The 26138-nt window shown below is 71.8% G+C and carries 23 protein-coding genes and 2 pseudogenes; 11 read left to right on the forward strand and 14 right to left on the reverse strand.

Features of this window, described 5'->3' with window-relative positions; all coding sequences use genetic code 11:
* Window positions 1-178: 178 nt before the first annotated feature.
* Window positions 179-385: a hypothetical protein gene (locus AB0G32_RS19085; protein WP_361164095.1), complete on the reverse strand. Its 207-nt coding sequence runs from the start codon at window positions 383-385 to the stop codon at window positions 179-181.
* Window positions 386-752: 367 nt separating this feature from the next.
* On the opposite strand from AB0G32_RS19085, the gene AB0G32_RS19090 reads away from it, so the two are divergent.
* Together AB0G32_RS19090 and AB0G32_RS19095 are read left to right on the forward strand one after the other, a co-directional pair.
* Window positions 753-1607 carry an XRE family transcriptional regulator gene (locus AB0G32_RS19090; RefSeq protein ID WP_361164097.1) on the forward strand — a complete coding sequence of 285 codons (855 nt, stop codon included), beginning with the start codon at window positions 753-755 and terminating at the stop codon, window positions 1605-1607.
* A gap of 169 nt (window positions 1608-1776) precedes the next feature.
* Window positions 1777-2298 carry a hypothetical protein gene (locus tag AB0G32_RS19095; RefSeq protein WP_361164246.1) on the forward strand — a complete coding sequence of 174 codons (522 nt, stop codon included), beginning with the start codon at window positions 1777-1779 and terminating at the stop codon, window positions 2296-2298.
* Window positions 2299-2308: 10 nt separating this feature from the next.
* Here AB0G32_RS19095 and AB0G32_RS19100 read toward each other — a convergent pair.
* Window positions 2309-3171: pseudogene (locus AB0G32_RS19100) on the reverse strand (IS5 family transposase).
* A 996-nt stretch (window positions 3172-4167) separates the two neighbouring features.
* Window positions 4168-5241: an aldehyde reductase gene (locus AB0G32_RS19105; protein ID WP_361164099.1), complete on the reverse strand. Its 1074-nt coding sequence runs from the start codon at window positions 5239-5241 to the stop codon at window positions 4168-4170.
* 60 nt (window positions 5242-5301) lie between these two features.
* Here AB0G32_RS19105 and AB0G32_RS19110 point away from each other — a divergent pair, with 60 nt between their 5' ends.
* Window positions 5302-6165, forward strand: a complete 864-nt coding sequence (locus AB0G32_RS19110; RefSeq protein WP_361164101.1) for a helix-turn-helix transcriptional regulator — start codon at window positions 5302-5304, stop codon at window positions 6163-6165.
* A gap of 83 nt (window positions 6166-6248) precedes the next feature.
* Here the strand turns inward: AB0G32_RS19110 and AB0G32_RS19115 are convergent, their stop codons facing one another.
* Window positions 6249-7151, reverse strand: a complete 903-nt coding sequence (locus AB0G32_RS19115) for a LysR family transcriptional regulator (protein ID WP_361164103.1) — start codon at window positions 7149-7151, stop codon at window positions 6249-6251.
* Between the two features lie 123 nt (window positions 7152-7274).
* On the opposite strand from AB0G32_RS19115, the gene AB0G32_RS19120 reads away from it, so the two are divergent.
* A complete protein-coding gene (locus AB0G32_RS19120; RefSeq protein WP_361164105.1) occupies window positions 7275-8156 on the forward strand; it encodes an NAD(P)H-binding protein in 882 nt (293 codons plus the stop codon).
* Between the two features lie 476 nt (window positions 8157-8632).
* On the opposite strand, the gene AB0G32_RS19125 is transcribed toward AB0G32_RS19120, so the two are convergent.
* Window positions 8633-9289, reverse strand: a complete 657-nt coding sequence (locus tag AB0G32_RS19125) for a TetR/AcrR family transcriptional regulator (RefSeq protein ID WP_361164107.1) — start codon at window positions 9287-9289, stop codon at window positions 8633-8635.
* 109 nt (window positions 9290-9398) lie between these two features.
* On the opposite strand from AB0G32_RS19125, the gene AB0G32_RS19130 reads away from it, so the two are divergent.
* From AB0G32_RS19130 to AB0G32_RS19150, 5 genes are all read left to right on the forward strand, one after another.
* Window positions 9399-12128: a family 78 glycoside hydrolase catalytic domain gene (locus AB0G32_RS19130; protein ID WP_361164109.1), complete on the forward strand. Its 2730-nt coding sequence runs from the start codon at window positions 9399-9401 to the stop codon at window positions 12126-12128.
* A 44-nt stretch (window positions 12129-12172) separates the two neighbouring features.
* Window positions 12173-13456: an MFS transporter gene (locus AB0G32_RS19135; RefSeq protein WP_361164111.1), complete on the forward strand. Its 1284-nt coding sequence runs from the start codon at window positions 12173-12175 to the stop codon at window positions 13454-13456.
* 258 nt (window positions 13457-13714) lie between these two features.
* Window positions 13715-14593: a restriction endonuclease gene (locus AB0G32_RS19140; protein ID WP_361164113.1), complete on the forward strand. Its 879-nt coding sequence runs from the start codon at window positions 13715-13717 to the stop codon at window positions 14591-14593.
* A gap of 251 nt (window positions 14594-14844) precedes the next feature.
* Window positions 14845-15639, forward strand: a complete 795-nt coding sequence (locus AB0G32_RS19145) for a PP2C family protein-serine/threonine phosphatase (protein ID WP_361164115.1) — start codon at window positions 14845-14847, stop codon at window positions 15637-15639.
* A gap of 97 nt (window positions 15640-15736) precedes the next feature.
* Window positions 15737-16297: a hemerythrin domain-containing protein gene (locus tag AB0G32_RS19150; protein WP_361164117.1), complete on the forward strand. Its 561-nt coding sequence runs from the start codon at window positions 15737-15739 to the stop codon at window positions 16295-16297.
* A gap of 147 nt (window positions 16298-16444) precedes the next feature.
* On the opposite strand, the gene AB0G32_RS19155 is transcribed toward AB0G32_RS19150, so the two are convergent.
* Both AB0G32_RS19155 and AB0G32_RS19160 read right to left on the reverse strand, forming a co-directional pair.
* On the reverse strand, window positions 16445-17584 hold the full coding sequence (locus tag AB0G32_RS19155; RefSeq protein WP_361164119.1) for a DUF4185 domain-containing protein: 1140 nt from the start codon (window positions 17582-17584) through the stop codon (window positions 16445-16447).
* 97 nt (window positions 17585-17681) lie between these two features.
* The gene (locus tag AB0G32_RS19160) at window positions 17682-17999 is read right to left on the reverse strand and encodes an SH3 domain-containing protein (RefSeq protein ID WP_361164121.1); all 318 of its coding nucleotides are present in this window, start codon (window positions 17997-17999) and stop codon (window positions 17682-17684) included.
* Between the two features lie 151 nt (window positions 18000-18150).
* Here AB0G32_RS19160 and AB0G32_RS19165 point away from each other — a divergent pair, with 151 nt between their 5' ends.
* Together AB0G32_RS19165 and AB0G32_RS19170 are read left to right on the forward strand one after the other, a co-directional pair.
* Entirely contained in the window at window positions 18151-20136 is a 1986-nt protein-coding gene (locus AB0G32_RS19165) for a helix-turn-helix transcriptional regulator (protein WP_361164123.1), read from the forward strand.
* Window positions 20133-21128 (forward strand): WD40 repeat domain-containing protein, encoded by a 996-nt coding sequence (locus AB0G32_RS19170; RefSeq protein WP_361164125.1) that lies wholly within the window; start codon window positions 20133-20135, stop codon window positions 21126-21128. The genes AB0G32_RS19165 and AB0G32_RS19170 overlap by 4 nt, the downstream gene beginning before the upstream one ends.
* 40 nt (window positions 21129-21168) lie before the next feature.
* Here AB0G32_RS19170 and AB0G32_RS19175 read toward each other — a convergent pair whose 3' ends face one another.
* The 7 genes and pseudogenes from AB0G32_RS19175 to AB0G32_RS19205 form a co-directional block, all read right to left on the reverse strand.
* Window positions 21169-21717: a hypothetical protein gene (locus tag AB0G32_RS19175; RefSeq protein ID WP_361164252.1), complete on the reverse strand. Its 549-nt coding sequence runs from the start codon at window positions 21715-21717 to the stop codon at window positions 21169-21171.
* Entirely contained in the window at window positions 21714-22004 is a 291-nt protein-coding gene (locus AB0G32_RS19180) for a hypothetical protein (protein ID WP_361164253.1), read from the reverse strand. The genes AB0G32_RS19175 and AB0G32_RS19180 overlap by 4 nt, the downstream gene beginning before the upstream one ends.
* A 394-nt stretch (window positions 22005-22398) precedes the next feature.
* A pseudogene (locus tag AB0G32_RS19185) lies at window positions 22399-23504 on the reverse strand (GTP-binding protein); the annotation flags it as partial.
* A gap of 210 nt (window positions 23505-23714) precedes the next feature.
* The gene (locus tag AB0G32_RS19190; RefSeq protein ID WP_361164127.1) at window positions 23715-24101 is read right to left on the reverse strand and encodes a fic family toxin-antitoxin system, toxin component; all 387 of its coding nucleotides are present in this window, start codon (window positions 24099-24101) and stop codon (window positions 23715-23717) included.
* Window positions 24098-24394 carry a DUF1778 domain-containing protein gene (locus tag AB0G32_RS19195; protein ID WP_361164129.1) on the reverse strand — a complete coding sequence of 99 codons (297 nt, stop codon included), beginning with the start codon at window positions 24392-24394 and terminating at the stop codon, window positions 24098-24100. Before AB0G32_RS19195 ends, AB0G32_RS19190 begins: the two co-directional genes overlap by 4 nt.
* A gap of 94 nt (window positions 24395-24488) precedes the next feature.
* Complete coding sequence (locus tag AB0G32_RS19200; protein WP_361164131.1) at window positions 24489-25103, reverse strand: TetR/AcrR family transcriptional regulator; 615 nt, start codon at window positions 25101-25103, stop codon at window positions 24489-24491.
* Window positions 25103-25951, reverse strand: coding sequence for an oxidoreductase (locus tag AB0G32_RS19205; RefSeq protein ID WP_361164133.1), 849 nt, complete (start codon window positions 25949-25951; stop codon window positions 25103-25105). Before AB0G32_RS19205 ends, AB0G32_RS19200 begins: the two co-directional genes overlap by 1 nt.
* Window positions 25952-26138 lie beyond the last annotated feature (187 nt).

The following is a 26138-nucleotide window of genomic DNA, read 5'->3' on the forward strand; positions in this document are numbered from 1 at the left end:
GACTTCGGCCGGGTTTCCGCAGCAGGTCGGCCCGGCGGCACGGGCAGCCCCTCCCCCCGGTAGGGGCTGCCCGTGGCTCGACCGGCCTCCGGAACATTCCGCGCCCAGCGCCCTGGTGTGCACGGGGCACTCCCGGTACGCCGGTGACCGGGCGCGATGGAACGGTCCGAGGCCGAGCTCAGGCCATGACCGAGGCGGCGGTCGGTGCGGTGGCCGGGGTATACGGGACAGCGGAGATCTCGCCGCTCGGGTTGGCCCTGTTCGTGCCGGCTGTCCGCGCGGCGGCGGAGATTTCGCCGCTGCCGGCCGCCGCGGGCGACGCCGCGAGGCCCGCGGCGAGCGCGGCGCAGGCCGCCACCAGCGCGAGTGCGGATCGGAGACGCATGGTTTCCTCCAACTGTCCGTCGGTCGGGATGCGCCGGCCGCAGCCGGCGGGACACTGGCTCCGCCGGACCGGCCGAGCCTGGTCGAACGTATCGAGGCGTGAGGCGGCTGATCACAACTTCCGCTGTCCCGGACAGGCCGACGACTGTCCGGGCAGGTCACAGGGAGCTCTGGCGTGCGTCCCGGACACGGTTCGCGGGAGCCGGGTCTCGGAAGCCGCGCCGGGGATGTCCTGTTGACGGATTACGTCGTTGCCCCGTTGGCAGGGACGCGGCAAGATGGCGCTTATGGGGAACCTGGGGGAGTTACCACGACACGAGGACGTGTCGCCGGACGAAGTCCGGAACTCTGTCGACTTCATCGCGTCGATGAGGCAGCTCAAGGAGCGTTCGGGCCTGACCTATCGCGAGTTGGAGGAACGAGCCACCCGCAACGGTGACGTCCTGGCCCGCAGTACCCTCGCCGACGTACTGCGCCGAACGGGCCTGCCACGCCCCGAGGTTCTGGCCGCCTTCGTCCGTGCCTGCGGGGACGGCGAGCGGGTGGACACCTGGCTCACTGCCAGGGAGCGGCTCGCCGCCGCATGCGCGAGCGCGGCGCCTGCCCCGTCCGACGACGGCGGAACCGACGACCCGTCACATACCGAACCGGCTCCGACGGACAGGCCCCGCCGGACGCGAAGGTTCACCGTCGCCGGAGCGGCCACGCTCGCGGTCTCGCTGCTGGCGCTGGTCGCCTGGACACTGCTTTCCGGTGACTCCGCCAGGTCAGGGCCGGCCGCCGCGCCCGCCGACGGCTGGGTCACCATCCGCCCCGCCCGTACGGCCGACCTCTGCCTGACCGACGGACGCGACCGCGAAGGCGCCTACGGCAGTGCTGTCGCCGTCCAACTCCCCTGCGCACAGGCGCCCGTGCCACGCACGTACCTCGAACCCATGGGTGAGGAGCTGTACCGAATCCAGTGGCACCATCCCCAGATGGGAAAGGGCTGCCTGACGGTCATGGGCGAGGACCAGCTCAAGGGCATGCTCGAGCCCCGGGAGGATTGCGCACAGGGCACCCTCTTCCGCCTGGAGCCCGCCACGGGGGCGTTCCGGCTGCGTCCGGCCACCAGCAGCGGATGCATCGGCATCGTCGGCGACGACACCACCGCGGGTGCCGAGGCGATCGAGGAACCCTGCACCGGCGCGGCCGACCAGCGCTTCATCGTCCGCTCGGGCTGACGCCGCAATCAACTCGTCACACCAAGCACGACGGCCTTCGTACTCGCCTGCCTGGCGTGTCTTGAGGGGCAGGCCTGCACGCAAGGGGTTGGTCAGGGCGCTGGAGCAGGAGCGGGCGGCACCAAAGTGGACCTAGAGCGCGTGTCGGAAGTGCTCTAGGTTGGCTGACGTGACTGGGCGGGGGCGGAGTTATCGATATGTCGGACCGGTAGGGCTGAAGGCCGCGGTCCGACCTGGTGACGGCGGGCGTCGTATCGGCTCGGCTGCTGACTTCGTCGGCTGGCTCGTGGAGCAATCGGCGATGGAGCTGGCCGAACCGTTCACCTTCGTGGTCGGCGTGGACGGTGTGCTTCGGCTGGCGCCGCGCCGGAGCGAGCACGTGGCCTGTGCCGGCGGAGACATGGTCCTGAGCGCTGGTGAGATCAGCTTCACGCGCGAGGCAGACCGGTGGAGCGTGAGCGAGATCAGCAACCAGTCCACCGGCTACTGCCCAGACGTCACCTCCTGGGCGGAGGTCGCCCGCGCCCTGGACGCTGCAGAGCTCCCGCGGCCATCCGGCTTCACCCACGAGGTGGTGTTCCGGCGATGCCCCAACTGCCAGGAGCGCAACATCGTCCGTGAGGACGACTTCGTCTGCGTCTTCTGCGGCAGCGATCTGCCCGCGGCATGGAACGTGGATCCCACCACGTGACAGCCCAAGGTCACAGCCACTCGCTGATGGCCGCGACCAGCACGGTCGCCTCATAGCGAACGGCGAGCTTGTCGTAGCGCGTGGCGACAGCACGGTGTCTCTTGATGCGGTTGATCCCACGCTCGACCGCGTGGCGCTGGCGGTAGTCGGCCGGGTCGAAGCGCGGCGGCCGGCCGCCGCGTGATCCGCGCTTCTGGCGGTTGCGTGCCTGGTCGGTCTTGTCCGGGATGGTGCAGCGAATCCCGCGGCGGCGCAGGTAGGCCCGGATTCTGCGGGAGGCGTACGCCTTGTCCGCCCGCACCCGGTCGGGACGAACGCGTGGCCGGCCGGGCCCAAGGCGGGGCACGCGAACCTTCTCCAGCACTGGTTCGAACTGCGGCGAGTCCCCACGCTGCCCGGCCGTCACCACGAACGACATGGGCTTCTGCGCCTGCTCGACGGCCAGGTGCAGCTTGGTGGTGAACCCGCCGCACGAGCGTCCCAGCCCATGATCACGAGGCTCGGTGAACACGCCACCCGGCGGCTCCTTCTGCAGATCCCCCTGGCCGCATGCTGATGAGCGCGGCACACCGTGGAGTCGACGCTCAAGTCCCATGTGATCGCACCCTTCGCATCGGCCAGGGACTGGAGCCGGGTGAGGATCCGGTGCCAGGTGCCGTTCCGCTGCCATCGACGGAAGAGGTCGTAGACCCGGTTTCACGGGCCGTATTCGACAGGGATGTCCCGCCACGGCACACCGGTCCGGATCCGGAACCGTATGCCGTCGATCAGCCGACGCCGAGGCCAGACAGGCGGTCGCCCTGCCTTCGTCCCCTTCGGCAACAACGGCTCCAGCACCGCCCACTGCTCGTCCGTAAGATCTCCCCGCCCCATGAACCATGATCATTCACAGTTCAAGATCTACTTTCGATACACGGCCTAGCGCGGTCATCGCTCGAGCACTCAAACCGCATGCACCCGACAATGTGAAGCGGTTACCGATGATAGGCCGGGAGATTGCCGATCTGGCCCACGGGCTCGAGGAGACGGGGGCGGGGGTGGAGCCGCCGAGCCGGGGAGAGCAGCTGTGTGCACTCCCCTGAGCAGGTCGCCGCTGAAGAACCCATCGGGCTTTCAGCGGTCGTCCCACCGAGCGGAGCGGCTGAGCCGGAACCCGCGGAACGCGTCGCGCTCCAGGCGAACGCCGAACCGATCGCAGTCACCGCGCCGGAACCTGCTGAGCCGCTGTCGGTCGAACCCGTCACCATCGCAGTCTCACCAGGAGGTGGATCGGGGCAGGAGCACTGGCCGCCGCCGTGGCCGTGGCGATCGGCATGTGGGCGTGGCCGGGCGACGAGAAGCCGGATCCGCGACGGACCGCGCGACCCGGCCCGGGACGGTCACCCCGTCCCGGGCCGGGCCCGGGACGCGGGATCAGTACGGGCGGTCGCCGGCGATGGCGACGCGCTCGGCGACGGGCCGCAAGGGCCCGGACAAGTCGGCGTCACCGAGTATGCCTGCCATGGCGAACTCGCCTTCCACCGCTGCTACTCAGCGACCGGGGTTCCGCTGTTCACCCTGGTGCGGGTCGCCGGACGCAGATGGACGTCCTGGCACCGCCGGGTCACCACCGCGATGCTCCCCACGCCTTCCTCACCGTAGTCCGCGGCGACAAACATGCCCGACACTCGAAGCCGGGCAAACCGATGCCACTCACCTGCAACGAGACAGCGATTGTTCAGGGCGCTCGTCGTGCCCCTCGTCCACGGCGCGCGCGGTCCACCGGCTCGGCTGATCCCACTGGCGACGCCGCCACCAGGCCCGATACCGGGCGGCCACTATCAGCGACAAGCCACGCAGACATGAAGATCGCGATCTGTAGCTGGAGTACTAGACGAGGCTTCTCTCGACGAGACTCCGTGCGGCGGCAAGGATGGCTTCCTTGGGATCCCTCGGCCGCCAGCCCAGCACCCGGCAGGCCCTCGTGTTGGAGGTCCTGCGTGCGTAGCCCAGGTCAGGCACGATTTCCCGGAGCTCCGGGTTGACGCGGGCGCCGGCTTTCACGGCGAGATTGGGCAGGGAGCGCGTCGGTACCTTCGCGGCCGCCGCGCCAAAGCTGGTCTTGATGAGCGCGCCGATTTCTTTCATGGCGACCGCGGGGCCGTTGGAGAGCAGGAACCGCTGTCCAGCAGCTTCCTTGGTGGTCATCGCCAGCAGGTGAGCCGCGGCGACGTCACGGACATCGACGATCGGGAAGTACAGGTTGGGATAGCCCGGAAGGTCGCCGCTGAGGATTCTCTTGATGATGTTGTTGGAACCGGAGACGGCGTTGCCCATAACCGGGCCCATGACAGCGACCGGGAGCATGGTGACGAGCTCCGTGGCGCTGCCCTCGGTCTCGATGAAGTCCCAGGCGGCCCGCTCGGCAAGGGTCTTGGCCTCGCCGTAGGCGTCGACGCCGTCGCCCCCTATAACGGTCCAGTCGGCTTCGGTGAAGACGTGGTCATCGTTGCGGGGGTGTCCCCAGCCGACGGCGTGAAACGCCGAGGTGAGCACCACCCGCTTGATGCCGGCTGTGTGAGCCGCCCGCAGCACACGCAGGGTGCCCTCGCGGGCGGGGAAGATGACATCGTCGGGGTTGTCGACGTGCCCGGGCATCACGGGGGAGGCGACATGCAGTACGAAGTCGCAGCCCTCGACCGCGTCAGGCCACCCGGCGTCGCTCATCAGGTCAGCAGCGACGAAGCTCAGCGCGTCGCCGTTGACCATACCTGCGTCGGTGAGCACGGCCCGGACAGCTGACTCACGGCTCAGGGACCGGACGGTGGTGCGCACGAGGTAGCCCTGCTGGAGGAGCCGCAGGATGCAGTGACCGGCGATGAAACCCGAGCCGCCGGTGACGAGAACGCGTTGCTGTGTCATAACCGGAATCTTGCCGATGACTGCGGGTATCAGCCAGGTCACTCGCTATCCTGGTAGCGGCAGGGCCAGCCACGATGTGAGCTGGAGGCTTATCGTCAACGGGTGACGGACAAACAAAATCTGCTGGGCGACTTTCTGCGCGCCCGACGCGAACTCGTCTCCCCTCAGCAGGTCGGCATCCCCGTCGTCGGCGTGCGGCGTGTTCCCGGTCTCCGCCGGGAAGAAGTCGCGATGCTCGCAGGTATCAGTGCCGAGTATTACCTGCGCCTGGAGCAGGGCCGCGACCGTAAGCCCTCGGTGCAGGTCCTGGAGTCGCTTGCAAAGGCTCTGCTGCTCGACGAGGAGACGAGCGCTTACCTGGCCAGTCTCGTTGTTGCCGGTCGGCGTCCGCGCCGCTCTCGCGCGCCCAGGGAGGTCGTCCCGTCCGGCGTCGCGAAACTTGTCACGACACTTCACCTGCCGGCGTTCGTGGAGGGGCGTTACCTCGACGTCCTGGCCGCCAACCCGCTCGCCACTGCGCTGTCGCCACGGCTCGCTGTCGGGAACAACCGACTGCGCGACCTCTTCCTCGACCCCGCCGAACAGGCTCTCTTCACGGATTGGGAAGGCGCCACTCAGGGCCTGATCGCCGGCTTCCGTCAATCCGTTGGCACGAACATCGACGACCCTCGTTTCATCGAACTCGTCGGGGAACTCTCCCTCGCCAGCCCACGCTTCCGTCACCTCTGGGCACGTCATGACATCAGGCTCATGCAGAGCGGATACATGCGCTTCGACCACCCTCAAGTCGGCCCACTGGTCCTCAACCACGAAAAGCTCAGCATAAGGAGCGCCGAGGGCATGATGCTCGTCATGGTGCACGCGGACGTGGGCAGTAAGGACGAGGAGAAACTAGCCCTCCTCGCCTCAGCGGCACTCACACCGAAGAATCACGGTAACGAAAGCAACCGGTCACGCAAGGTGTGAATCGAACTACCTTCTTCAACCTGGCCTGAGGCATCACCTGAGGAAGGCTCCACTCTGACTCGGATCGCCAGTGGCGGTGGCCCTCAAGCGGGCGTGCTCTGCATCTGGGCCTCCGCTTGGGTGTGCTGGGTGGCTGCGATCGCGCATGCGACGCGTACGAGGGCGGCAACGGCCGGTGAGTGGGCGTCCTGGGGCCACGCGATGGCCAGTGTGCAGTCCGGCAGGTCGCTGACCGGCCGGTAGGCGACCTCGGGGCGCGGGTTGCGTCGGGCTACCGAGGCGGGTGCGAAGAACACGACGCTGCCCGTTTCCACGAGGTTGAAGATCTCCGACAAGTTGGAGGCCGGCCTTGTCGCCCCGGGCCGGTGCGGCGCGGCGCGGCCGGCATCGGCCGGCGCACCGCCGGGAAGGTTCCGACCGGCCAGGTCCGCCAGGCACAGCCGGGTCCTGGCGGCCAGCGGGTCGGTGGCTGCCATGGCGACCAGGACCGGTTCGGTGATCAGCGGCTCGCTGTCCAGCCCGCGGTCGTCCATGGGGCAGAGCGCGAGCGCCACGTCGGCCAGGCCATCGCGCAGTGCCTTGGGCTGATCGCCGAACCCTCCGAGGACCAGTTCGGGGGGCAGGGCGGCGGGATCGGCGCGGTAGGCGTCCAGGATCTGCGGCAGCAGGCCACCGTCGATGTCGGCCTTGAGCGCGATGCGCAGCCGGGGCGAGGTGCTGCCTGCGTGCCGAGCACGGTGAGCGGCGGCGGTGATCGCCTCCAAGGCGGTTCTGGCGTCGCGCAGCAGGACCTCACCGGCGCCAGTGAGTTTCACCTGCCGGGTGGTCCGCTCGAACAGCGTCACACCGAGCTGCCGTTCCAGGTCCCGGATTGTGCGGGACAGCGGGGGCTGCGCCATGCCCAGCCGGGCGGCGGCGCGCCCGAAGTGCAGTTCCTCCGCGACCGCGACGAAGTAGCGGAGCTGCCGCACCTCCAGATCATTCATATCCCCAGGGTATCAATCGCGACCAGGTTGATCCTTCATTCGCAACGTTGCTCCGGGTTCACTCGAAAGCAACCGCCCGGCGCCCCTGGGGGCCGCCGTCGACCGCCACGCAGGGAGACACTCGTGATCGTCATTACTACGCCGACCGGTGACATCGGCCGACAGGTCCTGGACCGCGTCATGGACAGCGGTGAGCCGGTCCGGGTGATCGTCCGCGACCCCTCCCGCCTGCCGGAGCACGTGCGCACAGAGGTTGAGGTGGTGAAGGGCTCCCACGCCGACGCGGACACGATCGCGAAGGCACTGGAGGGCGCTGACCGGCTGTTCTGGCTCGTGCCCCCGGCCGGTTTCCGTGACGCCGGCCCCGCCAGGCGCTACTACCTGGACTTCGCCCGGCCCGTAGCCCAGGAGGCCGCGAGCCGGGGCGTACGGATGGTGCACGTCACCTCGCTGGGCCAGGGCTACCAGGACGAGGCCGGACTCCTGTCGGCCGCGCTCGACATGGACGAGCTGATCACGAGCACCGGCGTGCAGTACCGGGCCCTGGCACTGCCGTTCTTCATGGAGAACCTGCTCCGTCAGACCCAGCCGATCACAGAGCAGGGGGTGTTCTCCATGGCGAACACCGCGGACCAGCCGCTGCTGACCGTCGCCACCCGGGACGTGGCTGCCACGGCGGCAACGCTCCTGCTGGACGCCGCCTGGAGCGGACAGGCCCGCGTTCCCCTGGTCAGCCCCGACAGCCTGGCCCCCGACGCCATGGCCGAGATCATCTCCGAGACCCTGGGCCGCACGGTGCGCTACCAGCAGGTCCCGCTCGCGGACTTCCGGGCCCGCCTGGTGCAGCACGGCGCGAGCCCGGCGCTGGCCCAGGACATGGCCGACATGGTCAACGCGCAGAACAACGGAATCTACGATGCCGAACCCAGCGACCCAGCCTCCGCCGCCGCCACCGGTTTCCGCCAGTGGTGCCAGAGCATCCTGAAGCCGGCTGCCCAGTCCTGATCAGCACGCCGGTCGGTGCCCGGCGCAGCCGCCCGGTCCTCGCCGTTCTCAACGACCTCAGCACAAGTCGTTGGCGGTTCGGCTGCGTCGTGTGTACCGCTGTGCGCCGAGCGATCAGACGAATACGGCGGCCCGGCAAGGCCCGTTCAGGGGCCCACCGGCGCCGCGCCCTGCACGCCGCACGTGCGAACCACCCGGTCCCCGACGGCCACCATCTCCAGCACACCGGCCCGAGCGTGTCCTTCACGGTTCCGCCCGCTGGTCGTCGACACCGCGGAGGGCCGGCCGCGCCGGGGCGAACCCGACCGGGGCCACCCGCTTCTCGATGCTCCCCCACCTGCCGGAGCGGACCGATCTCAGCGCGATCGCCCCCGAGTACGTCGGAGAGGTGTTCACCGTCTGCCCGGCACAGCTGCCGCCCAGCAGTACGTGATCACGTCGGCTCCGTGGTCCGGCACCCACGGGGAGAGGACACCTCATCGCCGCCCGGGCAGCCCGGGCGCATCCGCAGCCACACCCGCCGGGCGCAACGTCTCGCGGAGCCGCGCCAGGTGCAGGCCGATGCCGGCCAGCAGGTCGGTGCTCCGGCCGGAGAGCACCCACTGCAACTGAAGGCCGTCGGAGATTGCCACACACTCCCGCGCGACGGCCTCGTAGTCGACGTCCGTGCGGAAGGAGCCGCCGCGGGCGCAGGCCCGGAAACGGGCGGTGAGTTCGCCGACCGTGCGTTCGTAGCGGGCCGCGAAGAGTTCGTGCGCGGCACTGGACGGATCCGCCGCCTCGGCGCTCAGTGTCACGAACAGCTCGATGAGACCGGGCTCGGCGACGAACCGCCGGGTGACCGCGAGCAGGGCGTCGAACAGCGCGTCCCCGTCCCCCTCCACGTCGGCGGCGGAGTCCACGAGCGCGGCCGCCACGTCGAAGCGGTGCTCGGCCACGGCGAGCAACAGATGCTGCTTCGACGGGAAGTAGTGCAACAGGCCGGTCGCGGTGATCCCGGCCTCCTGCGCGACACGCGTCATCGAGGTGTGCGCGTACCCGGCCGTCGCGAACTGCTCGGCGGCTGCCGCGACGATGCGGTCCCGTCTCTTGCGCCCGACGGCGTAGCTGCCACGACGTCTCGACTCGTTCATGGACCCCAGGTTACCGGCGAAAAACGAACCCATTGGCTTTTCGGTGAAAGCCGAGTACTTTCGGTTTTCGTTCTCGCCGGCCGGCGGGGGAGTCGCGAAGGAGCGCTCGGTGATCGCTGCGCCTGTCACCCACCTGACCGTCGAGTACCAGGCCCGCGCCCTCGCGGTCGCGGTGCCGAGTCCCCGCCTGTCCTGGGTGCCCGGACGGCCGCAGTCGGCGTACGAGATCGAGGTCTTCGCCGGCGGTGCACGGGTCGCGGGCACCGGGCGGGTGCCCGGCCGGGAGAGCCACCTCGTGACGGTGCCCGGCCTGCTGCTGCGGTCCGACACCGACTACGAGTGGCGCGTGCGGGTGTGGGACGAGGCGGGCGCGGTGAGCGGCTGGGCGTCCGCCCGGTTCGGGACCGCGCTGCTGGCGGCGGGTGACTGGGCGGCCGAGTGGGTGCTGCCCAAGGCCCGCCCCACCGAGACCGAGCGGTGGACCATGCTGGACTGGATCACGGGGCGCCGTCCCGAGCGGGAAACCACCGAGCGCCTCACGCCGGTGCGCCTGCTGCGGCAGCGCTTCACTCTGGACGCCCCCGTGGTGCGGGCCCGGCTGTTCATGACCGCCAGGGGTGTCTACACCGCAGAGCTGAACGGCACGGGCGTCGGCGACGAGGTGCTGGCGCCGGGCTTCGACAGCTACACCTCCCGGCTCTCCGTGCAGTGCTACGACGTGACCGCGCTGATCGGCCCCGGCGCCAACGTGCTGGGCGTGGCGCTGGCGGACGGCTGGTGGGCCGGACGGATCGGGCTGACCGGGTCGAGTGCCCAGTTCGGGGACACCACGGGGGCGATCTGGCAACTGCGGGCCGAGACCGCGGACGGGCGACGGCACCGGTTCGGCTCCGGCGGTGACGTGGTCTGCGCCGACGGACCGTGGACGTACGCGGACCTCTTCATCGGCGAGCGTTTCGACGCTCGCCTGCACGACCCCGCGTGGAGCACACCGGACTTCGACGACACCACCTGGAACCCGGTCCGGACGGAACCGGCCGATCCGGGCGTCCTGGTCCCCTTCGCCGGGGAACCGGTGCGCCGTGTCGACGAACTGCCCGCCGTGTCCGTCGTCGCGGACCCCGACGGCGGCTGGATCGCCGACTTCGGACAGGTCCTCGCGGGCCGGGTCCGGCTCACCCTGCGCGCGCCGGCCGAGGGCGGCGTCGTCACCCTCGAACACACCGAGACTTTGGACGCGGACGGCCGCTGGTTCCAGAACATCGAGGGCATCAACAAGGAGCAGCGCGACACCTACGTCGCCGCCGGCCGGCCCACCGAGACCTGGGAACCCTCCTTCACCTACCACGGCTTCCGCTACGTGCGCCTGCGCGGGACGACGGTCCCGCCCGCCCCGGACGACCTCCGGGCGGTGGTGCTCTCCAGCGACCTGCGCCGCACCGGATCCCTGCGGACGTCCGACGAGCGGCTGAACCGGCTGCACCGCAACGTCGTGTGGAGCCAGCGGGCCAACTTCCTCTCCGTCCCCACCGACTGCCCGCAGCGCGAGCGCGCCGGCTGGACCGGAGACATCCAGGTCTTCGCCCCCGCGGCCACCAACAACGCCCTCGTGGCGCCCTTCCTGACCCGGTGGCTGGACAACCTGCGCGCCGACCAGGACCCCGACGGACGGGTCCCGATCAGCTCGCCCCGCTCGGCCTACGACGACCAACTGGCCGACGCGGCAAGCGGGTTCGGCTCCATCAAGGCGTGCGCCGGATGGAGCGACGCCATCGCCCTGGTGCCCTGGGTGCTCTACGAACGGTACGGCGACCGGCGCGTCCTCGAGGACAACCTCGATGCCGCGCTGCGCTGGATCGACCACCAGCGCGCCCGCGCCGCCGAACTGCCCGAACGGCTGCGGGACATCCCCCTCGCACCGGAGCGCCGGCGCCGGCAGGCGCTGCTGTACAACGCGGGTGAGCACTTCGGCGACTGGCTCACCCCGAGCACCCTGGAGGGACGCCCCCTCCACGAGGCCATCGGCATCGCCCCGCGGCTGACGGCCGAACTGGTCGCCCCGATGTTCCAGGCCCACACCCTCACGGTCACCGCCCGCTCCGCCGCCGCCCTCGGCCGGACCGCCCTCGCCGAGCGGCTGCGCGCCGAGGCCGCCGGCGTCCGCGCGGCCTTCACGGCCGAGTACGTCGACCCGGACGGACGGCTGCCGGTCGAACTCCAGGGCCCCTACGTCCTGGCCCTCGCCTTCGGCATGGTGCCGCCCGCCACGCGCCCGAAGCTCGTCGGCCACCTCGTCCGCCTCGTCGCCGAGCGCGGTGACCGCCTGGACACCGGCTTCCTCTCCGTGCCCCACCTGCTCGACGTGCTCTGGGAGGCCGGCCACGCCGGACTGGCGCGGCGACTGCTGCGGCAGGACCAGTACCCGTCCTGGCTGTACGAGGTCGACCGCGGCGCCACCACCGTCTGGGAGTCCTGGGACGCGATCGCGCCCGACGGTACGGTCCGCCCGGTCTCCTTCAACCACTACGCCTTCGGCTGCGTCGACGACTTCCTCTACCGGCGCGTCGCGGGCATCCGCCCCACCGCCCCGGGATACCGGTCGGTCACCCTCGAACCCGACCTGACCGGCCCCCTCGACCACGCCGACGCCGAGGTGTGGACGCCGTACGGCCCGCTGGCCATCGACTGGACCGTCACCGACGGCGAGGCGGCCGTCCACGTGGACCTGCCGCACGGGGTGGACGCCGTCCTGGTCGCCGCGGGCCGCACCACCGCCCTCGGCCCGGGCGCCCACGACCTGCGCGTCACCCTGCCGACGCGGGAGTCCCGCAGGCAGTAGCACCGGAAACCTTCACGGTCATACCTCGAACAAGGGAGTTCCCGATGACCGCCAAAGCTCTTCCTCTCGCTCCGTCCGACACCTCCCCGGCCACCGGCCCGGGGCCGCGCCGCGGCTTCGTTCCCGTCCTCGCCCTCGCGGTCGGCTCCCTCAACGGGGTCCTGCTCGCCGCGGCCGTCCTCACCCTGTCCATCGCGGCCACCGCCATCGACGGCGCCCGGGCCACGACGGTGCTCTCCGTCGTCGTCGCGGCGGGCGGCACGGCCCAGCTCATCTGCTATCCGCTGATCGGCAAACTCAGCGACCGCACCGCCTCCCGCCTCGGCCGCCGCCGGCCGTACCTGATCGCCGGGGCCGTCGTCATGGCCGCCGGCGGCGCGCTGGAGGTCGTCGCCCGCTCCACCGCGATCCTCGCGCTCGCCTACGTGATCCTGTCCATCGGCGCGGTCTGCGCGCTGGTGGCGTGCCACGCGATCGTCCCCGACCAACTGCCCGCCGAGCGGCGCGGTCCCGCCTCGGCGGCCATCGGCCTCGGCGCCCCCATCGGCGCCGTGGTCGGTATCTTCCTGGCGCAGCTGGGCCAGCCCGACCTCGCGCTGATGGTCCTCTGCCCCACCGGCCTGGGCGTCGCCTGCGCGCTGTTCATCGCGGTGTTCGTGACCGACCGGCCGATCAGCCGCGCCGAACGTCCACCGGTCACGGCCCGCACGGCCCTGGCCACCTTCTGGGTCAACCCGGTCCGGCACCCCGCGTTCGGCTTCGCCTGGATCAGCCGGTTCTGCGTCTTCTTCGGCGTCTCCTGCGTCAACTCGTACCAGGCCTTCTACCTGATCGCGGTCCAGCACGTCGACCCGGCGACCGTCGGCACCAGCGTGCTCACGGCGTCCCTGGTGGGGACCGGCACGGCCCTCGTCTTCTCACCGCTCGCCGGAAAGCTGTCCGACCGGGTCGGCCGCCGCAAGCCCTTCGTGATCGTCTCCGCGGTGCTGTTCGCCGGCGGACTCCTCCTGACCGCGCTCGCCACCGACTTCACCGGCTTCCTCGTCGCCGTCGCCGTCACCGGACTGGGGCAGGGCGTCTACTTCGCGGTGGACTTCGCCCTCATCACCGAGGTCCTGCCGGACCCGGAGGACACCGCGAAGGACCTCGGCATCATGAACCTCGCGATGTCCCTGCCGACCTCGGTGGTGCCGGCCGTCGCACCCACCCTCCTCGCCGTCGGCGCCACGGCCGGCACTCCGCAGAACTTCACCGTGCTGTTCGGCGCCGGGGCGGTGGCCGCCGTCGTCGGCGCCCTGGCCGTCATCCCCATCCGCCGCGTCCGATAGCCCGGGCACACCGAATCCCCCGGCGCCTGAACAGTCTCGCGTCGCGTCCCGGCCGGCAGTGCGTCAACGGCGACCCGGACCCCGCGAGCGGCATACCCGCCTCGCCGAAGCTCCGGAGCTCCGGAGGCCCAACGAGGATCAGCGGTGCGCCGTCCGGCGGACCGCAAGGGGGCGTACGAGCCGACCGGTCGCGCCGAGTGCCGCCGTACGCCCCCTTCGGAAAGCAGCGGAACGAGTCGGCGATACTTCATGGCTGTGATGAGCGACAACACCCCCGGGTTCAGACCGCCGCAGCCCCCGGCCAGACGCCGGATCCAGTCCTGGCAGGAGGCTGAGCACAATGCCGCGGCCTGGATGCGCCACTGGGGCTACGAGGACGCCCGGGCCCGGCCCGGCGGCAGCGACGGCGGGGTCGATGTGCGCTCGCGGCGGGCGCTGGGGCAGGTCAAGTACCAGGGGGCCGCGGTGGGCAGGCCCGAACTGCAACGCCTGTTCGGGGCCCGGGGCCGGGCCCTGGACAAGCACCTGCTGTTCTTCACGGGCAGCAGCTACGCCACCACCGCGATCGCGTACGCGGCCGAGAACGACATCGCCCTGTTCGTCTACGGCCTGGACGGTTCGATGAGCGCGGTCAACGCCCCGGCCCGCCGCATCGCCACGGCACCCGCTCCGCCCCCTCCCGCGAGTGCGGCACCGGCTCCGGTGCCGGGCCCCGCCCCCATGCCGCCCGCCGGCCCGCCCCGGGAGATCCGGCCCGGCACCGGCCGGATCCTGCTGGGCCTCGTCCTGACCGCCGTAGCGCTGGTCATCCCCGGCGGCAGTTTCGAGCCCCGCCCGAGCCGGGCCCTGGTGACGCTGCTGATGCTGGTCGTCCCCGCCGTCCTGATCGTCTCGGGCATCAGGGAGAAGTCCCGTCGCCGCTACTGGCCGACCGGCCTGGGCCTGTTCCTGCTCGACCTGCCGGTGGCCTGGCTCACCAACGCGCGGCTGTGGCGCGCAGGCATCGCCGGCGACCTGGTGCCCGCGACGCTCACCGTGCTGGCCGTCACGGCCGGTACTCTGCTGCTCCGCTGGAACAGCGTGCACACCGCCGCCCCCGCGAACGGGCCGACGATCCGCCCCACTCCTCGCCACTGACCCGCACCTCGGCCACGTCCCGGCCCCGGCCCCGGCCGTCCAGGTCCGGCACAGCGGCGCATGGTCGGCCCCCCGCCGTCTCACCAGGAGAAACGCGCCCATCCGGGGGTCCACCGCCGTCGGCCCCGCCATGACCGCGTTACCCGGCGGCACAGGGGTAGCCGCTGCGGAAGGGGCCGCTCCAGAGGCGCGGGGCCGGGGCCGGCGGGAGCGGGGGACGGTCCGCGTCGGCCCGTCGAGAGGCGTGACGCATGAACGAACCATCCTCAGCCGCGCTGATCCGCCTGATGCAGCTCAGTCATATCGCCACTCTCGAGGAACTGCCGCAGGCGATCTCGGCGCACGCGGCCTGCGCCGGTCTGTGGGACGTCGCCGTCTTCGTCGTCGACGTGCGGGATACGGTGCTGCGCCGGCTCACCGGCAAGGGGCCGGACGCCGGCGCGGACGGGCAGTGGTTCACCGTCGAGAACAGCCTGCCCGGCACGGCCGCGGGGATCACCGCCAATGTCGCCGTGGCCGCCTGCCGCAACGCCCGGCGCCAGGGCGCGTCCCTGGCCGAGACCAGCCGGCAGGTGGAGAAGACGCTGATCGAGCAGTTCGGCGGCGGCCGGTACGTCACCGGCATCCTGGCCGACCTCGACATGGAGACCGGCCGGCTGAGCTGGGTGAACCGCGGTCACCACCTGCCGATCCTGCTGCGCGGCAACCGGTGGGCCACGGAGCCGGCCTGCCCGCCGGCCGGTCCCATGGGCGCCGACCTCGGACTGCCGGTCACCGAGTGCGTCCATCAGTTGGAGCCCGGTGACCGGCTGCTGCTCTGCACCGACGGGGTGGTCGAGGCGCGTGACGCCCGGGGCAGGGAGTTCGGACGGGACCGGTTCATCGAGTTCGTCCTGCGCCAGCACTCGGGCCGGCACACCCTGCACGAGACCCTGCGGCGGCTGATGGCGGCCGTGATGGCCCATCATGACGGCCTTCTCGACGACGACGCCACCGTGCTCCTCACCGAGTGGCGCGGCGGGCGGCAGCGCGACCTGACCCCGTGACGTGCCGGAGCAGGGTTTGCGCGGGCCGCGGCAGGGATACCCAGTCTGCGCTCTGTACCGCTCGACGAGACTCGATGAAGTGAGGGAGCAGCCTGCCATGGGCCACGGAGGAGACGTCATCGCGGAGCTCACCACGGACCACCGCGAGGTCGAAGACCTGTTCGGACGGATCGAGGCGTTGCCGCCCGGGGACAAGCAGCGCAAGACGTACGCCGACCAGGTGACGATCGAGCTGGTACGGCACTCGGTCGCCGAGGAGGCGTATCTCTACCCGGCCGTGCGTCAGTTCCTGCCGGACGGTGACGAGATCGCCGACAAGGAGATCGAGGACCACGCCGAGGCGGAGCGGACGATGAAGGAGCTGGAGGGCGCCGAGCCGGGCGGCGCCGAGTTCGACCGGCTCATCACCGCGCTGATGACGGAGATCCGCTCCCACCTCCGGGACGAGGAGGACAACCTCTTCCCCCGGTTGCGGACGGCGGCGTCCGAGGACGAGCTGATCAAGCTCGGCGACAAGGTCCGGCAGGCGAAGAAGACCGCGCCGACCCGCCCGCATCCGTCGGCTCCGGACACCCCGCCGGCCAACAAGCTGCTGGCTCCCGGCGTGGGCATGGTGGACCGCGTGCGGGACGCCCTGACCGGACGCGGCAAGGGCTGACGGCCCGCGCCGAACGGCCCGCACCCCGCACCTCGCACCCTCGGCCCTGCCGATGTTCCGCATCGGCAGGGCGACGTCCGAGTGGAGCGCCTCGCCGGCCGGGGCACCGGGCCCGGGGGCGGAGACGCGGAAGACTTGTTCCGGGGTTCAGCGGGCAAGACCGCGAACGCGGAACTGCATGACGCGGTAGGGCCATCCCTCCTTGGTGTTCCACTGGCTAACCGACAGGTGGAGGTCGTCGAGCGTGGACCCGGGAATGACGTAACCGCCGTACAACTGCGCCACGTGGGCGTCGTCCTCGTGGCCCCAGGACGTGCCCCGCAGCAGGGTGCGGCGGTGGGCGGTGCGCAGGTCCGCCGCGGGATGGTCCGCGACCAGGCCCTCGATCCGGTAGTCGCCCTGGTTGAACCAGGTCAGGAGCCACCGGCCGTCGAGCGGCCGCAGGCACAGCTCGCCGAACGTGCCGTCCAGGACGGGGGTGGGCGGGTTGCCCCAGCCCCAGCGGTCGCCGGCGGCTCGTCCCCACGGTTCGTAGGCGCCCGGGACGGTCAGACGGTCGGAACGGACCCGGTGCAGGATGACCGGCTTGTCCCGCTGGAACCCGGTGGACAGTACGTAGACGTAGCCGTCGTCACCGAGCGCCCAGGTGAGCAGCTGGAACATGCCGCCGTGCAGGTCCGGGGCGAACACGGCACCGGTGGGCGCCCAGGTCGCGCCCGAGTCGTCCGACCGCCAGATCTCGGTGCGCACCACGTTGCCGAGGCCCTTGTTCACCATGACGTGCAGGTACATGGTGTCGCCGAGGGTGATCACGTCGGACGGCAGCACGGTGGAGTACTCGGGGTTGTCGTGGTCGTACGGCCACAGCTGCCGGGCGTGCCGTCCGCCCACCGCGCCGGTCCAGACGACCGGGCGGCCGGGACCGGCGAAGCGCCCGTACAGGGCCACCGGCGAGCGCCACCACCCGCCGCCGACCCTGGCTTCCTCGAAGGTGTCGCCGAAGACGAACAGCAGCCGGCCGTCGGGCGTCCGGGCCGGCACGCCCAGGTCGGTGGCCGCCATGCGGAACCGGTCGGTGAGTCCCGGGCCGGTGAGGTCGGCGACCTTGGCGACGTGCAGGGGGTCGGCCGCCGCGCGGGCCGGAGCGCGGAGCAGGGGGGTGCCCGCGAACGCCGCCGTGGCGGCCGCGCGCAGGAAACCGGCCCGGCTGAGGTGGACCGGGCGGATGAGGCGCTGGGGCGGGCGTGCGGCGCCGCCGCCCGGTGTGCTGTCCGTGCTGTCGTGCATGAACGGTCCTTCGTGAAGGGTGGGCAAGGGGGCACGGGGTGCCGTCACACGTGGTGACGGCACCCCGCGGTACAGACAGGACGACAGGACGCGGCGGTCAGCAGCCGTCGAGGTAGGCGTCGTGGATCCAGACGCCGGTGCGCCCGCCCACCAGGTCGCCCATGACCCACTCGCCCTTGCGGTCGCGGTAGTTCAGCTGCTGCCCCTTGTTCACCTGGCCGAGGACCGGGTACTGGGTGCCGGGGCCGCCGCGGAAGTTGACCCCGTTGTCGTTGACGGTGCAGACGATGATCTGCTGCTGCGCGGCAGCGGACGGCACGGCCGCCGGCACGGCCTGCGCGCCCTGTGCGAGGGGGCCGGCGGTCAGGGCGAGCGTGCTGATCAGGAAGGCCGCGGCCAGTGTGCGCTTGTTCATGGGATTCCTCGTTTCCGTGCGTTGTCCGGTCCTCGGTGCGGGACCTGATGCACCGTTTGTAGCCGCTAATCTGTTGTTCAAGTCGGGTCGGCCGACGCTGAACAAACGGATGCCGAACAATCGGCGGTCCTCGGGGGGAAAGGATGAGCGCGTGCCACGGGGGGAAAGTCCTCTGGACCCGGACGGCGGTCCTCTGTTCGAATTCGCCGCGCGTTTGCGGAAACTGCGGGAGCAGGCCGGCCGTCCCACCTACCGGGATCTCGCGCGCGACACCCACTACGGGATCGCGACGCTGTCCTCGGCCGCGGCGGGGCGTCAACTTCCCAGCCTGGCCGTCACCCTCGCCTACGTCCGTGCCTGCGGCGGTGACGAGCGGGAATGGCGGCTGATCTGGCGCCGTACGGCCGACGCGTGCGCGGGCACGAACCCGCCGGCCGAGGCCGGCGCGGAAAACCGGAAAGGGAACGGCGCCAAGCCTCCCTATGCCGGTCTGTTTCCGTTCGGGGAGGCCGATGCCGGGTTTTTCTTCGGCCGCGAGAAACTCACCGCCACCCTTGTCGAACATTTGAAGGGCAACCGGCTTCTCGTGTTGTTCGGGGCATCGGGATCCGGTAAGTCGTCGGTGCTGCGCGCGGGAGTGCTCCCCGCCTTTCCCGACGACGCCTCACTGGTCTTCACTCCCGGCCCGCACCCGCTGGAGGAATGCGCCGTACGACTGGCGGCCCGGGCCGGCACCGCTCCCGGCCCGGTGCGCGCCGGACTCGCCGCCGGGCCGCACGCCTTCCACCGGGTGGTGCGGCAGATCCTCGCCCGGCAGCAGGAGGCGGGCTCCGCGGCGGACGAGCTGCTCATCGTCGTAGACCAGTTCGAAGAGGTGTTCACCGTCTGTCACGACACGGACGAACGGGAGCGGTTCGTCGCCGCGCTGGTGCACGCGACACAGGTCCCTGACAGCCGCACCCGGGTCGCCATCGCCGTGCGGTCCGACTTCTACACGCACTGCACGCGGCTGGCCGGCCTCGTCGACGCCCTGCCCCGTGCCCACCATCCCGTCGGCCCGATGACCGCCGAGGAACTGAGGGCGGCGATCGTCCAGCCCGCCGTCCGCTCCCGGCTCACCGTCGAAAGTGCCCTGCTGACGACCCTCACGGCCGACGCCCACGGCCGGCCCGGGGCACTGCCGCTGCTGTCGCACGCCCTGCTGGAAACCTGGAAGCGCCGGCGGGGCAACGCGCTCACGCTGGCCGGCTACCGCGCGGCGGGCGGCATCGAGGGCGCCCTCACCCAGACCGCCGAGGAGTTCTACGGCGCACTGAACGACGTACGGCAGACGGCCGCGCGGCGGCTGTTCCTGCGGCTTGTCGCGCTGGGCGAGGGCACCGAGGACACCAAGCGCCGGGTGCCGCGGCAGGAACTCGACAGCGGTCCGGACACCGAGTTCGTCCTCGAACAGGCGACCAGGGGCCGGCTGCTGACCGCCGACACCGACCACGTGGAGATCGCCCACGAGGCGCTGATCCGCTGCTGGCCCCGGCTCGGCGGCTGGCTGGAGGAGGACCGCGGCCAGGAGCGTCTGCGACGCGCGCTCACCGAGGCCACCACCCTCTGGGAGTCCCTGGACCACGACCCCGACACCCTGTACCGCGGCGTACGCCTCGCTGCCGCGAGGGACCTTCCCGGGCAGACGCTGACCGCCCGGGAACGGGCCTTCCTCGAGGCCGGCGAGTCGGCGGCGCAACAGGCGCAACAGCGCGACCGCCGCCGGCTGCGCCGCCTGCGCCGGCTGGTCGGGGCGCTGGCCGTCCTGCTCGTGTGTGCCGTGGCCGCCGCCGGTTTCGCGGTACGGGCCGAGCGCGCCGTCGCCCAGCAGCGCAACGAGGCCGTGGCCCTGCGGGCCGGCGAGGAGGCCGTACGCCTCAGCCCGCACGATCCGTCACTGGCCGTCCAGATCGCGCGGCCGCCTACCGCCAGACCCAGCACAAACGTACCCGGGACGCCCTGCTCAGCACCCTGTCCGTCACGTCGATGGAGCCCGCACCGGCCGGCCCCGCACCTGCCGGCCCCGGGCCGACCGGGTCCACCCCGGCCGGCCACACCCCGGTCCCGGACACCCCTACCGGGCAGACACCGGCCGTGACCGCCGACGGCCGCCTGCTGGCCATGGCCGACGGCTCGCGCGTCGTCCTGTGGGACATGGCGGATCCACGGCGGCCCCGCCGGCTCGGCAGCACCGACCTCGGCGGAGTCGGCGTGGGCCCGATCCAGTTCACTCCGGACGGCGACACACTGCTCGGCGCGGGCGGCGACCGCGCACTCCGGTCGTGGGACGTGTCCGACCCGCACCACCCCAGGCTGCTGTCGAAGCCGCCCACACGGCACACCGACGCCGTCTACTCCATCGCCGTGCGCCACGACGGACGCGTCGCCGCCACCAGCAGCTACGACGACACCATCCGCCTGTGGGACCTCGCCGACCCGGCCCGCCCCCGCGTGCTCGACGTGCTCACAGGACACAACGGCAATGTCAAACCCGTGGAGTTCAGCCCCGATGGCAGAACTCTGGCCTCCGGCTCCGACGACCGCCGCATCCGCCTCTGGGACGTGACCGACCCGCGCCACGCCGCCCCCGTCGCCGTCCTCGAGGGACACCTGCACTTCATCGACGCCCTCGCCTACAGTCCGGACGGCCGCACCCTGCTGAGCGGGAGCGACGACCACACGGCGAAACTGTGGGACATCAGCGCGCTTCCCCGGCCCCGCGAGCTGGGTGAGCTGGCCAGGCACGCCGACATCGTCACCGGCGTGGCCTTCGCCGCCCATGGACGCACGGCGGCGACCGTCGGCATCGACGGCGTGGTGAACATCTGGGACGTGACCGACCGCACCCGCCCCGCCCCCCTGGCCCACCTCACCAATCCCCGCGGGACGGTCAAGGAGGTGCGCCACCTCACCTCGGACGGCACGTTCCTCACCGTGACCGCCCACTACAGCGTCCAGATCTGGTACACCGACCTGGACCGGGTGCTCGCCGACGCCTGCGACCGCGTCCACCGCAGCATCAGCCGCACCCAGTGGACCCGGCACTTCCCCCGTCTCGACTACACCCCGCCCTGCCCGCGCCGCGCATGACCCGGACCGCGCCGGGCCGAGGCCGCGCGCGGCGCGGGCTTCACCGCCGCCTCCTGCCGGTGCTTCGCACGGGCTGGTAGTGGCAGGTGGCGGATTCGAGCAAACCCTCGCCGTGCGCGGCGCCGTGCAACCCCGCACGTACCGCGCCGGCCTCCGCTTTCCGCAGGTTTCCGGTGACCACCGCGATGGGCCCGGTGGTCTGGACGGCCTCAGGGACGGCGCCGTGACGGCCGAGCAGAGCGAGCACGGCGGGCAGATCGTCCGCCGGCGTCTCGAGCACGAACCGGTCGACGGGCTCGCAGACCGTCGTGCCGCACCGGCGGACGGCTTCGCGGACGACCAGGTCGGTCGTGCGCCGCACCTCGGCGGCGCGTGGGCCCGCCGAAGGGTAGCCGCTGTCGGTGACCCTGACGCGCAGGTCGGTCACCCGCCATCCGTGCGGACCGACCGCCAAGGGCTCGTGCAGGTACTCCAGGAGCGCCGCCCGGTATCCGCCGACGTTGCCGTACACATGCAGCGGGATCGTGGCCCGGTCCGCGGCGACGACGAGTTCCACGCCCGCGCCGGGCGCGGTCGGTTCGACCGTCACCGCGAGCGTGTAGCCGTACAGATGGCCGGGTTCGCCCAGGCGCAGCGCGGCGCGGCGCTCCCGGTGCCCGACGGTCGTTCCACGCAGACCACCCCGGTGTCGCGGAAGTCGACGGCGAGGCCGTAGTCGGCCGCCAGCGTGTCGGCCAGGACCTCCTGCTGCACCTCGCCGTAGACGCGGATCCGGGCGGCACCGTGCTCGGGCCGCAGGGCGATCACCGGATCGCTGTCGGCGAGTTCGCGCAGCGCCCGGTGCACCTCGTCCTGCCGGGCGGGAGCCCGGGCCACCACCCTGGTCTCGAAGCCCGGTTCCGGCAGCGCGGCGGCCGTCGCGGTGCCGGCTGGGCGGCGGCCGAGCCAGTCTCCGATCCGGGCGCCGTCGAGGCCCCGGACGCGGGCGATCTGGCCGGCCGTGGCACGAGGACGCTGGACGGCGCCGCCGGGTTTCGAAGACCTCCACGGCCGTCACGGTCGCCGACCGGCCACCGTCCAGCGACACTCGGTCGCGGACGCCGAGCGTTCCGGCACGCATCCGCACCGTGCAGACCCGCTGCCCTCCCGGTGACCGTTCGACCTTGAAGACCTGCGCCGCCGCCGGTGCCTGATCGTCGCCCGGTGCCACGGGCAGCAGTTCGGTGACGGCGCCGATCAGCGCCCGGACGTCGGCACCGGTCCTGGCCGACCCGAACAGCACCGGATGCGCCTCACCGGCACGCGTGAGACGTCCCAGGGCCGCACGCAGCCGCGACGGCCCGACCGGGCGAGCCCCGTCCCGCGCGAGCCAGTGGCTGAGCAACTCCTCGTCGTGGTCGGCGAGCAGCCCCGTCAGCCGCTCGGCCTCGACCGGGTCCTCCCACCCGCACGGCACGGCCTCGGCCGCGGCCGTGCCGGGGCCGAGTACGTGACCAAGCGGTACGAGAGCCGTACTCAGGCGGCTGCGCATCCTCGCGAGAACCGTCCCGGGAGCGGCGCCGGCCCGGTCGATCTTGTTGACGAAGAAGACCACGGGAATGCCCAGGCGGCGCAGCGCCCGGTACAGCACGATGGTCTGCGCCTGTACGCCCTCCACGGCGGACAGCACCAGGACCGCGCCGTCGAGGACCGTCAGGGACCGGTCGACCTCGGCGATGAATCGGGATGGCCCGGGGTGTCGACGAGGTTGACGGCGACGTCATCGATCTCGAACGCCGCGACGGCGGCGCGGGTGGTGATCCTCCGTCGCCGTTCCAGGGCCAGGGTGTCGGTCCGGGTCGTGCCGTCGTCCACCCGGCCGACCCGGTCAATGGCCCCGCCGACGTGCAGCAGTGCTTCGGTCAGACTGGTCTCCGGGCCGGCGGTCATGTCGCCTCCCGGGCCCCGTCCGCCCGCGACAGCAGTCCGTCGACGAGGTCCACCAGACCTTCGCGGTGGGTGTCCCGGGTGGTGATCTCGTCCCAGCGGTCGGCGAGCGAGGCGAGCCGGGGGAACTCCTCCGGCGTCAGGGCGGCGAAGACCGAGGATGTCGTGCAGTGCCTGGCCGGCCGCGATCAGCCGCTCACGCGGATCGGCGGGCAGCGCGGGGCGCGGGAAGCGCTGGGCGTGCCGTTCGAGCAGCAGGAGCAGCAACTCGTCCTTGTCGCGCACGTAGTGGTACAGCGCCATCGCCGTGCTGGACAGTTCCTGCGCCAGTCGGCGCATCGACAGCTTCTCGGGTCCTTCCTCGTCCAGGAGGCGCTGGGCCGCCGTGAGGATGGCCTCCTGGGACAGCCGGGGCGGACGGCCGGTGCGGCGGGCCTGAGACGACGTCATCCTGTGTCCTTCTGTTGCTCGTGCCGGGTACGGAACGGCCGCCGGGCCGCCGAGGCGGTCGCCCGCGTCGCGGGCGGGCCCTGGAGGCGTCGTGCTTCGGGGCCGAGGGCCGGGGCGTGCGACGGGAAACGAGCCGGGGACGGTGCCCGTGTGGCCGTCGGGAGGCGACCGCGCTGCCGGGGACGGGGCGTCCCTGAGGAACTCAGTGGCTCAAGCGGCGGCCCAGTCCCGCAGTTGCCGGGCGATCCGGGCGACGCCGAGCGTCCCGCGGGCCGCGTCGCGTACCAGCGCGACCGCTGCCTTGGGCGGGTAGTCGAGGGCGTGCGCGTTGAGGGCCAGATAGGCCTCGGTCGTGTGCCAGGCGAAGGGCTCGTTCGAGTGCTCCAGGCACGGCAGCCTCGCCAGGGTGTGCAGCAGGGCGGCGGCCTTGAGGTACGGCGATCCGTAGATGTCCCGCTCCATCGCCCGGGCGTTGACCCGGGCGACGGCCGCGTACAGCGGTCCGTAGTCGTCGACCTGCGGATCGCCGTCGAGCAGCTCGGCGGCGTGCAGCAGAAACGTGACGTCGAGGGGGTGCGGAGGTTCCTGCTCGCTCACGCGGCGTGGTCCCGCCCCTGCTGAGCCAGCTCCCGCAGCGCCTCCTGCTCGCTCGCCCGCTGCTCCGGGCCGGCGTCGACGGTGCTCGGCTCGGCCGCGAAAGCCGCCCCGCTGCGGGCCATGGACGCCTTGAAGCCCTCCAGGAACCGCTGTTCCACCGCGGTCGCCCGGTCGTAGGCGGCCGAGAGGATGTACTCCTGCATGCTGACCCCGGCCTGCTTGGCGGCCGCCGCGATGGCCGCCCGCTGCGCGGGGTCGGGGAAGCGTAGGTTCATCGCTTTGGGATCCGGCATGGTACCCACGGTACCAGCAGTACCACCCGGGCGGCAGTGCGGGGCGCCCCGCAGGCCGGAGCGCCGATCGCGGCGCACAGCCGCCCGGCGTGCCTCAGCCGGTCAGGCCGGCGCTGGTCAGCCAGATGTGCGCGCAGGTCGCGGACGCCTCTTGCAGCTTCTCGCGGGATTCCTGCGAAGCGTGGTAGAAGGTCCGCTCGATCATCCAGCACAGGGCGCGTGCCATCGCCGAGGCCTGATCCGGCCGGGTGCCGGCCGCAACGCCGGCCCGTTCCAGGACGGCCGTGATGGCCGCGATGAACAAGTCGGCCGTGTGGCTCCACAGCCGGCCGATCTCCGGCACGGTCAACGACAGATCGATGGCCGTGCGCATGACCAGACCGTGCTCGTTCCACAGCTCGACCGTGCGGTGCATGGCCGCTGCGACGGCCTGACGCGGCTCCTCGGCCCGCGCGGTGGCCAGGGACCGTTCCCACAGATGCTCGACGGTCCGGGCCACGAGCGCCGTGACCACCTCCTGCTTGGAGCCGAAGTAGAAGTACAGGGCGCCGCGGGTGATGCCGGCGCCCTCGGCGATGTCGCCGACGGTCATGGCGTCGTAGCCCTTCTGCGCCAGCAGGGCCTCGCAGGTGTCCAGGATGGCCCGCTCCCGGACATCGCCCTTGCGTTCGGTGGGACGTCGGCCCCGCGCGGGGGGTCGGCCGGGCATCAGAGCTGTGCGCCTTCGGCGAAGTCGGTGGTGCGGGAGAGGTTTTCCCAGGTGCGGATGTCCTCGTCCACGGACGCCCGCGCGGCGGTGACCAGGCGCAGCGCGTCCGAACCCAGGACGAGATGGGCCGGCGGCCGCTCGACGGATGCGATGTGTACGACGGCGTCCCCCGCCTTGGCCGGGTTGCCCAGCTGGTTCCCGCTGGCCTGCTGCCGTGCCTCCCGGATGGGGCGGAACAGTTCGTCGTAGTCCTCGATGGTGCGCGCGGCGCGGGTCATGGAGCGGCCGGCCCAGTCGGTGCGGAAGGAGCCGGGCTCGATCGCCGTCACATGGATCCCGAACTGCGCGACCTCCTTGCCCAGTGCCTCGAGGATGCCTTCCAGGGCGAACTTGCTGCCGCAGTACGCGGACATGCCGGGCACGGCCATGAGCCCGCCCATGGAGGTGACGGCCATCAGGTGCCCGCGGCGACGCCGGCGCATGCCGGGCAGTGCCGCCCGCAGGGTGGCCGCCGCTCCGAAGACGTTGACCTCGAACTGCCGCCGCAGCTCGGTGAGCGGTGTCTCCTCGAAGGTGCCCTCCAGGCCGTAGCCGGCGTTGGCGACCACGACGTCCAGCGGACCGACGCTCCGCTCCGCCTCCGCGACCACGGCTGAGACGGCGTCGTCGTCGGTCACGTCCAGGAGGCGGCCGTGCGCGCGGTCGGGTGCGAGCTCTTCGAAGGCGCGCAGGTCCTTCTCCGCGCGGACGGTGCCGACGACGGTGTGCCCGGCGGCCAGGGCGGCCTGGGCGAAGGCCCGGCCGAGGCCCGTGCTGACGCCGGTGATGAGCCAGTTCCGCTGCTGCATGGGTGCTCCAGGAAGGTCCGGTGGAAGGAAGCTGGTCAGCCCCCTCGGATAAAACTCTACACCTCGTCGATTTTTATCGTTGCCCTGTAGATTCTGCTGGGCCGGTCTTCCGCCCGCATGCCGAAGGGCCCGCAGCGGCGCCGGACCGGCTGGCTACACTCACCACGGGGCGCTCATGGCAGCGGCC

It is taken from the genome of Streptomyces sp. NPDC023723 (assembly GCF_040639815.1).
In the GTDB taxonomy this organism is placed as follows: Bacteria; Actinomycetota; Actinomycetes; order Streptomycetales; family Streptomycetaceae; genus Streptomyces.

Coding starts and splice junctions, on each gene's coding strand:
- AB0G32_RS19085 (WP_361164095.1), bottom strand. CDS start 385: ATGCGTCTCCGATCCGCACTCGCGCTGGTGGCGGCCTGCGCCGCGCTC.
- AB0G32_RS19090 (WP_361164097.1), top strand. CDS start 753: ATGAGGCAGCTCAAGGAGCGTTCGGGCCTGACCTATCGCGAGTTGGAG.
- AB0G32_RS19115 (WP_361164103.1), bottom strand. CDS start 7,151: ATGAATGATCTGGAGGTGCGGCAGCTCCGCTACTTCGTCGCGGTCGCG.
- AB0G32_RS19125 (WP_361164107.1), bottom strand. CDS start 9,289: ATGAACGAGTCGAGACGTCGTGGCAGCTACGCCGTCGGGCGCAAGAGA.
- AB0G32_RS19135 (WP_361164111.1), top strand. CDS start 12,173: ATGACCGCCAAAGCTCTTCCTCTCGCTCCGTCCGACACCTCCCCGGCC.
- AB0G32_RS19140 (WP_361164113.1), top strand. CDS start 13,715: ATGAGCGACAACACCCCCGGGTTCAGACCGCCGCAGCCCCCGGCCAGA.
- AB0G32_RS19145 (WP_361164115.1), top strand. CDS start 14,845: ATGAACGAACCATCCTCAGCCGCGCTGATCCGCCTGATGCAGCTCAGT.
- AB0G32_RS19150 (WP_361164117.1), top strand. CDS start 15,737: ATGGGCCACGGAGGAGACGTCATCGCGGAGCTCACCACGGACCACCGC.
- AB0G32_RS19155 (WP_361164119.1), bottom strand. CDS start 17,584: ATGCACGACAGCACGGACAGCACACCGGGCGGCGGCGCCGCACGCCCG.
- AB0G32_RS19160 (WP_361164121.1), bottom strand. CDS start 17,999: ATGAACAAGCGCACACTGGCCGCGGCCTTCCTGATCAGCACGCTCGCC.
- AB0G32_RS19195 (WP_361164129.1), bottom strand. CDS start 24,394: ATGCCGGATCCCAAAGCGATGAACCTACGCTTCCCCGACCCCGCGCAG.
- AB0G32_RS19200 (WP_361164131.1), bottom strand. CDS start 25,103: ATGCCCGGCCGACCCCCCGCGCGGGGCCGACGTCCCACCGAACGCAAG.
- AB0G32_RS19205 (WP_361164133.1), bottom strand. CDS start 25,951: ATGCAGCAGCGGAACTGGCTCATCACCGGCGTCAGCACGGGCCTCGGC.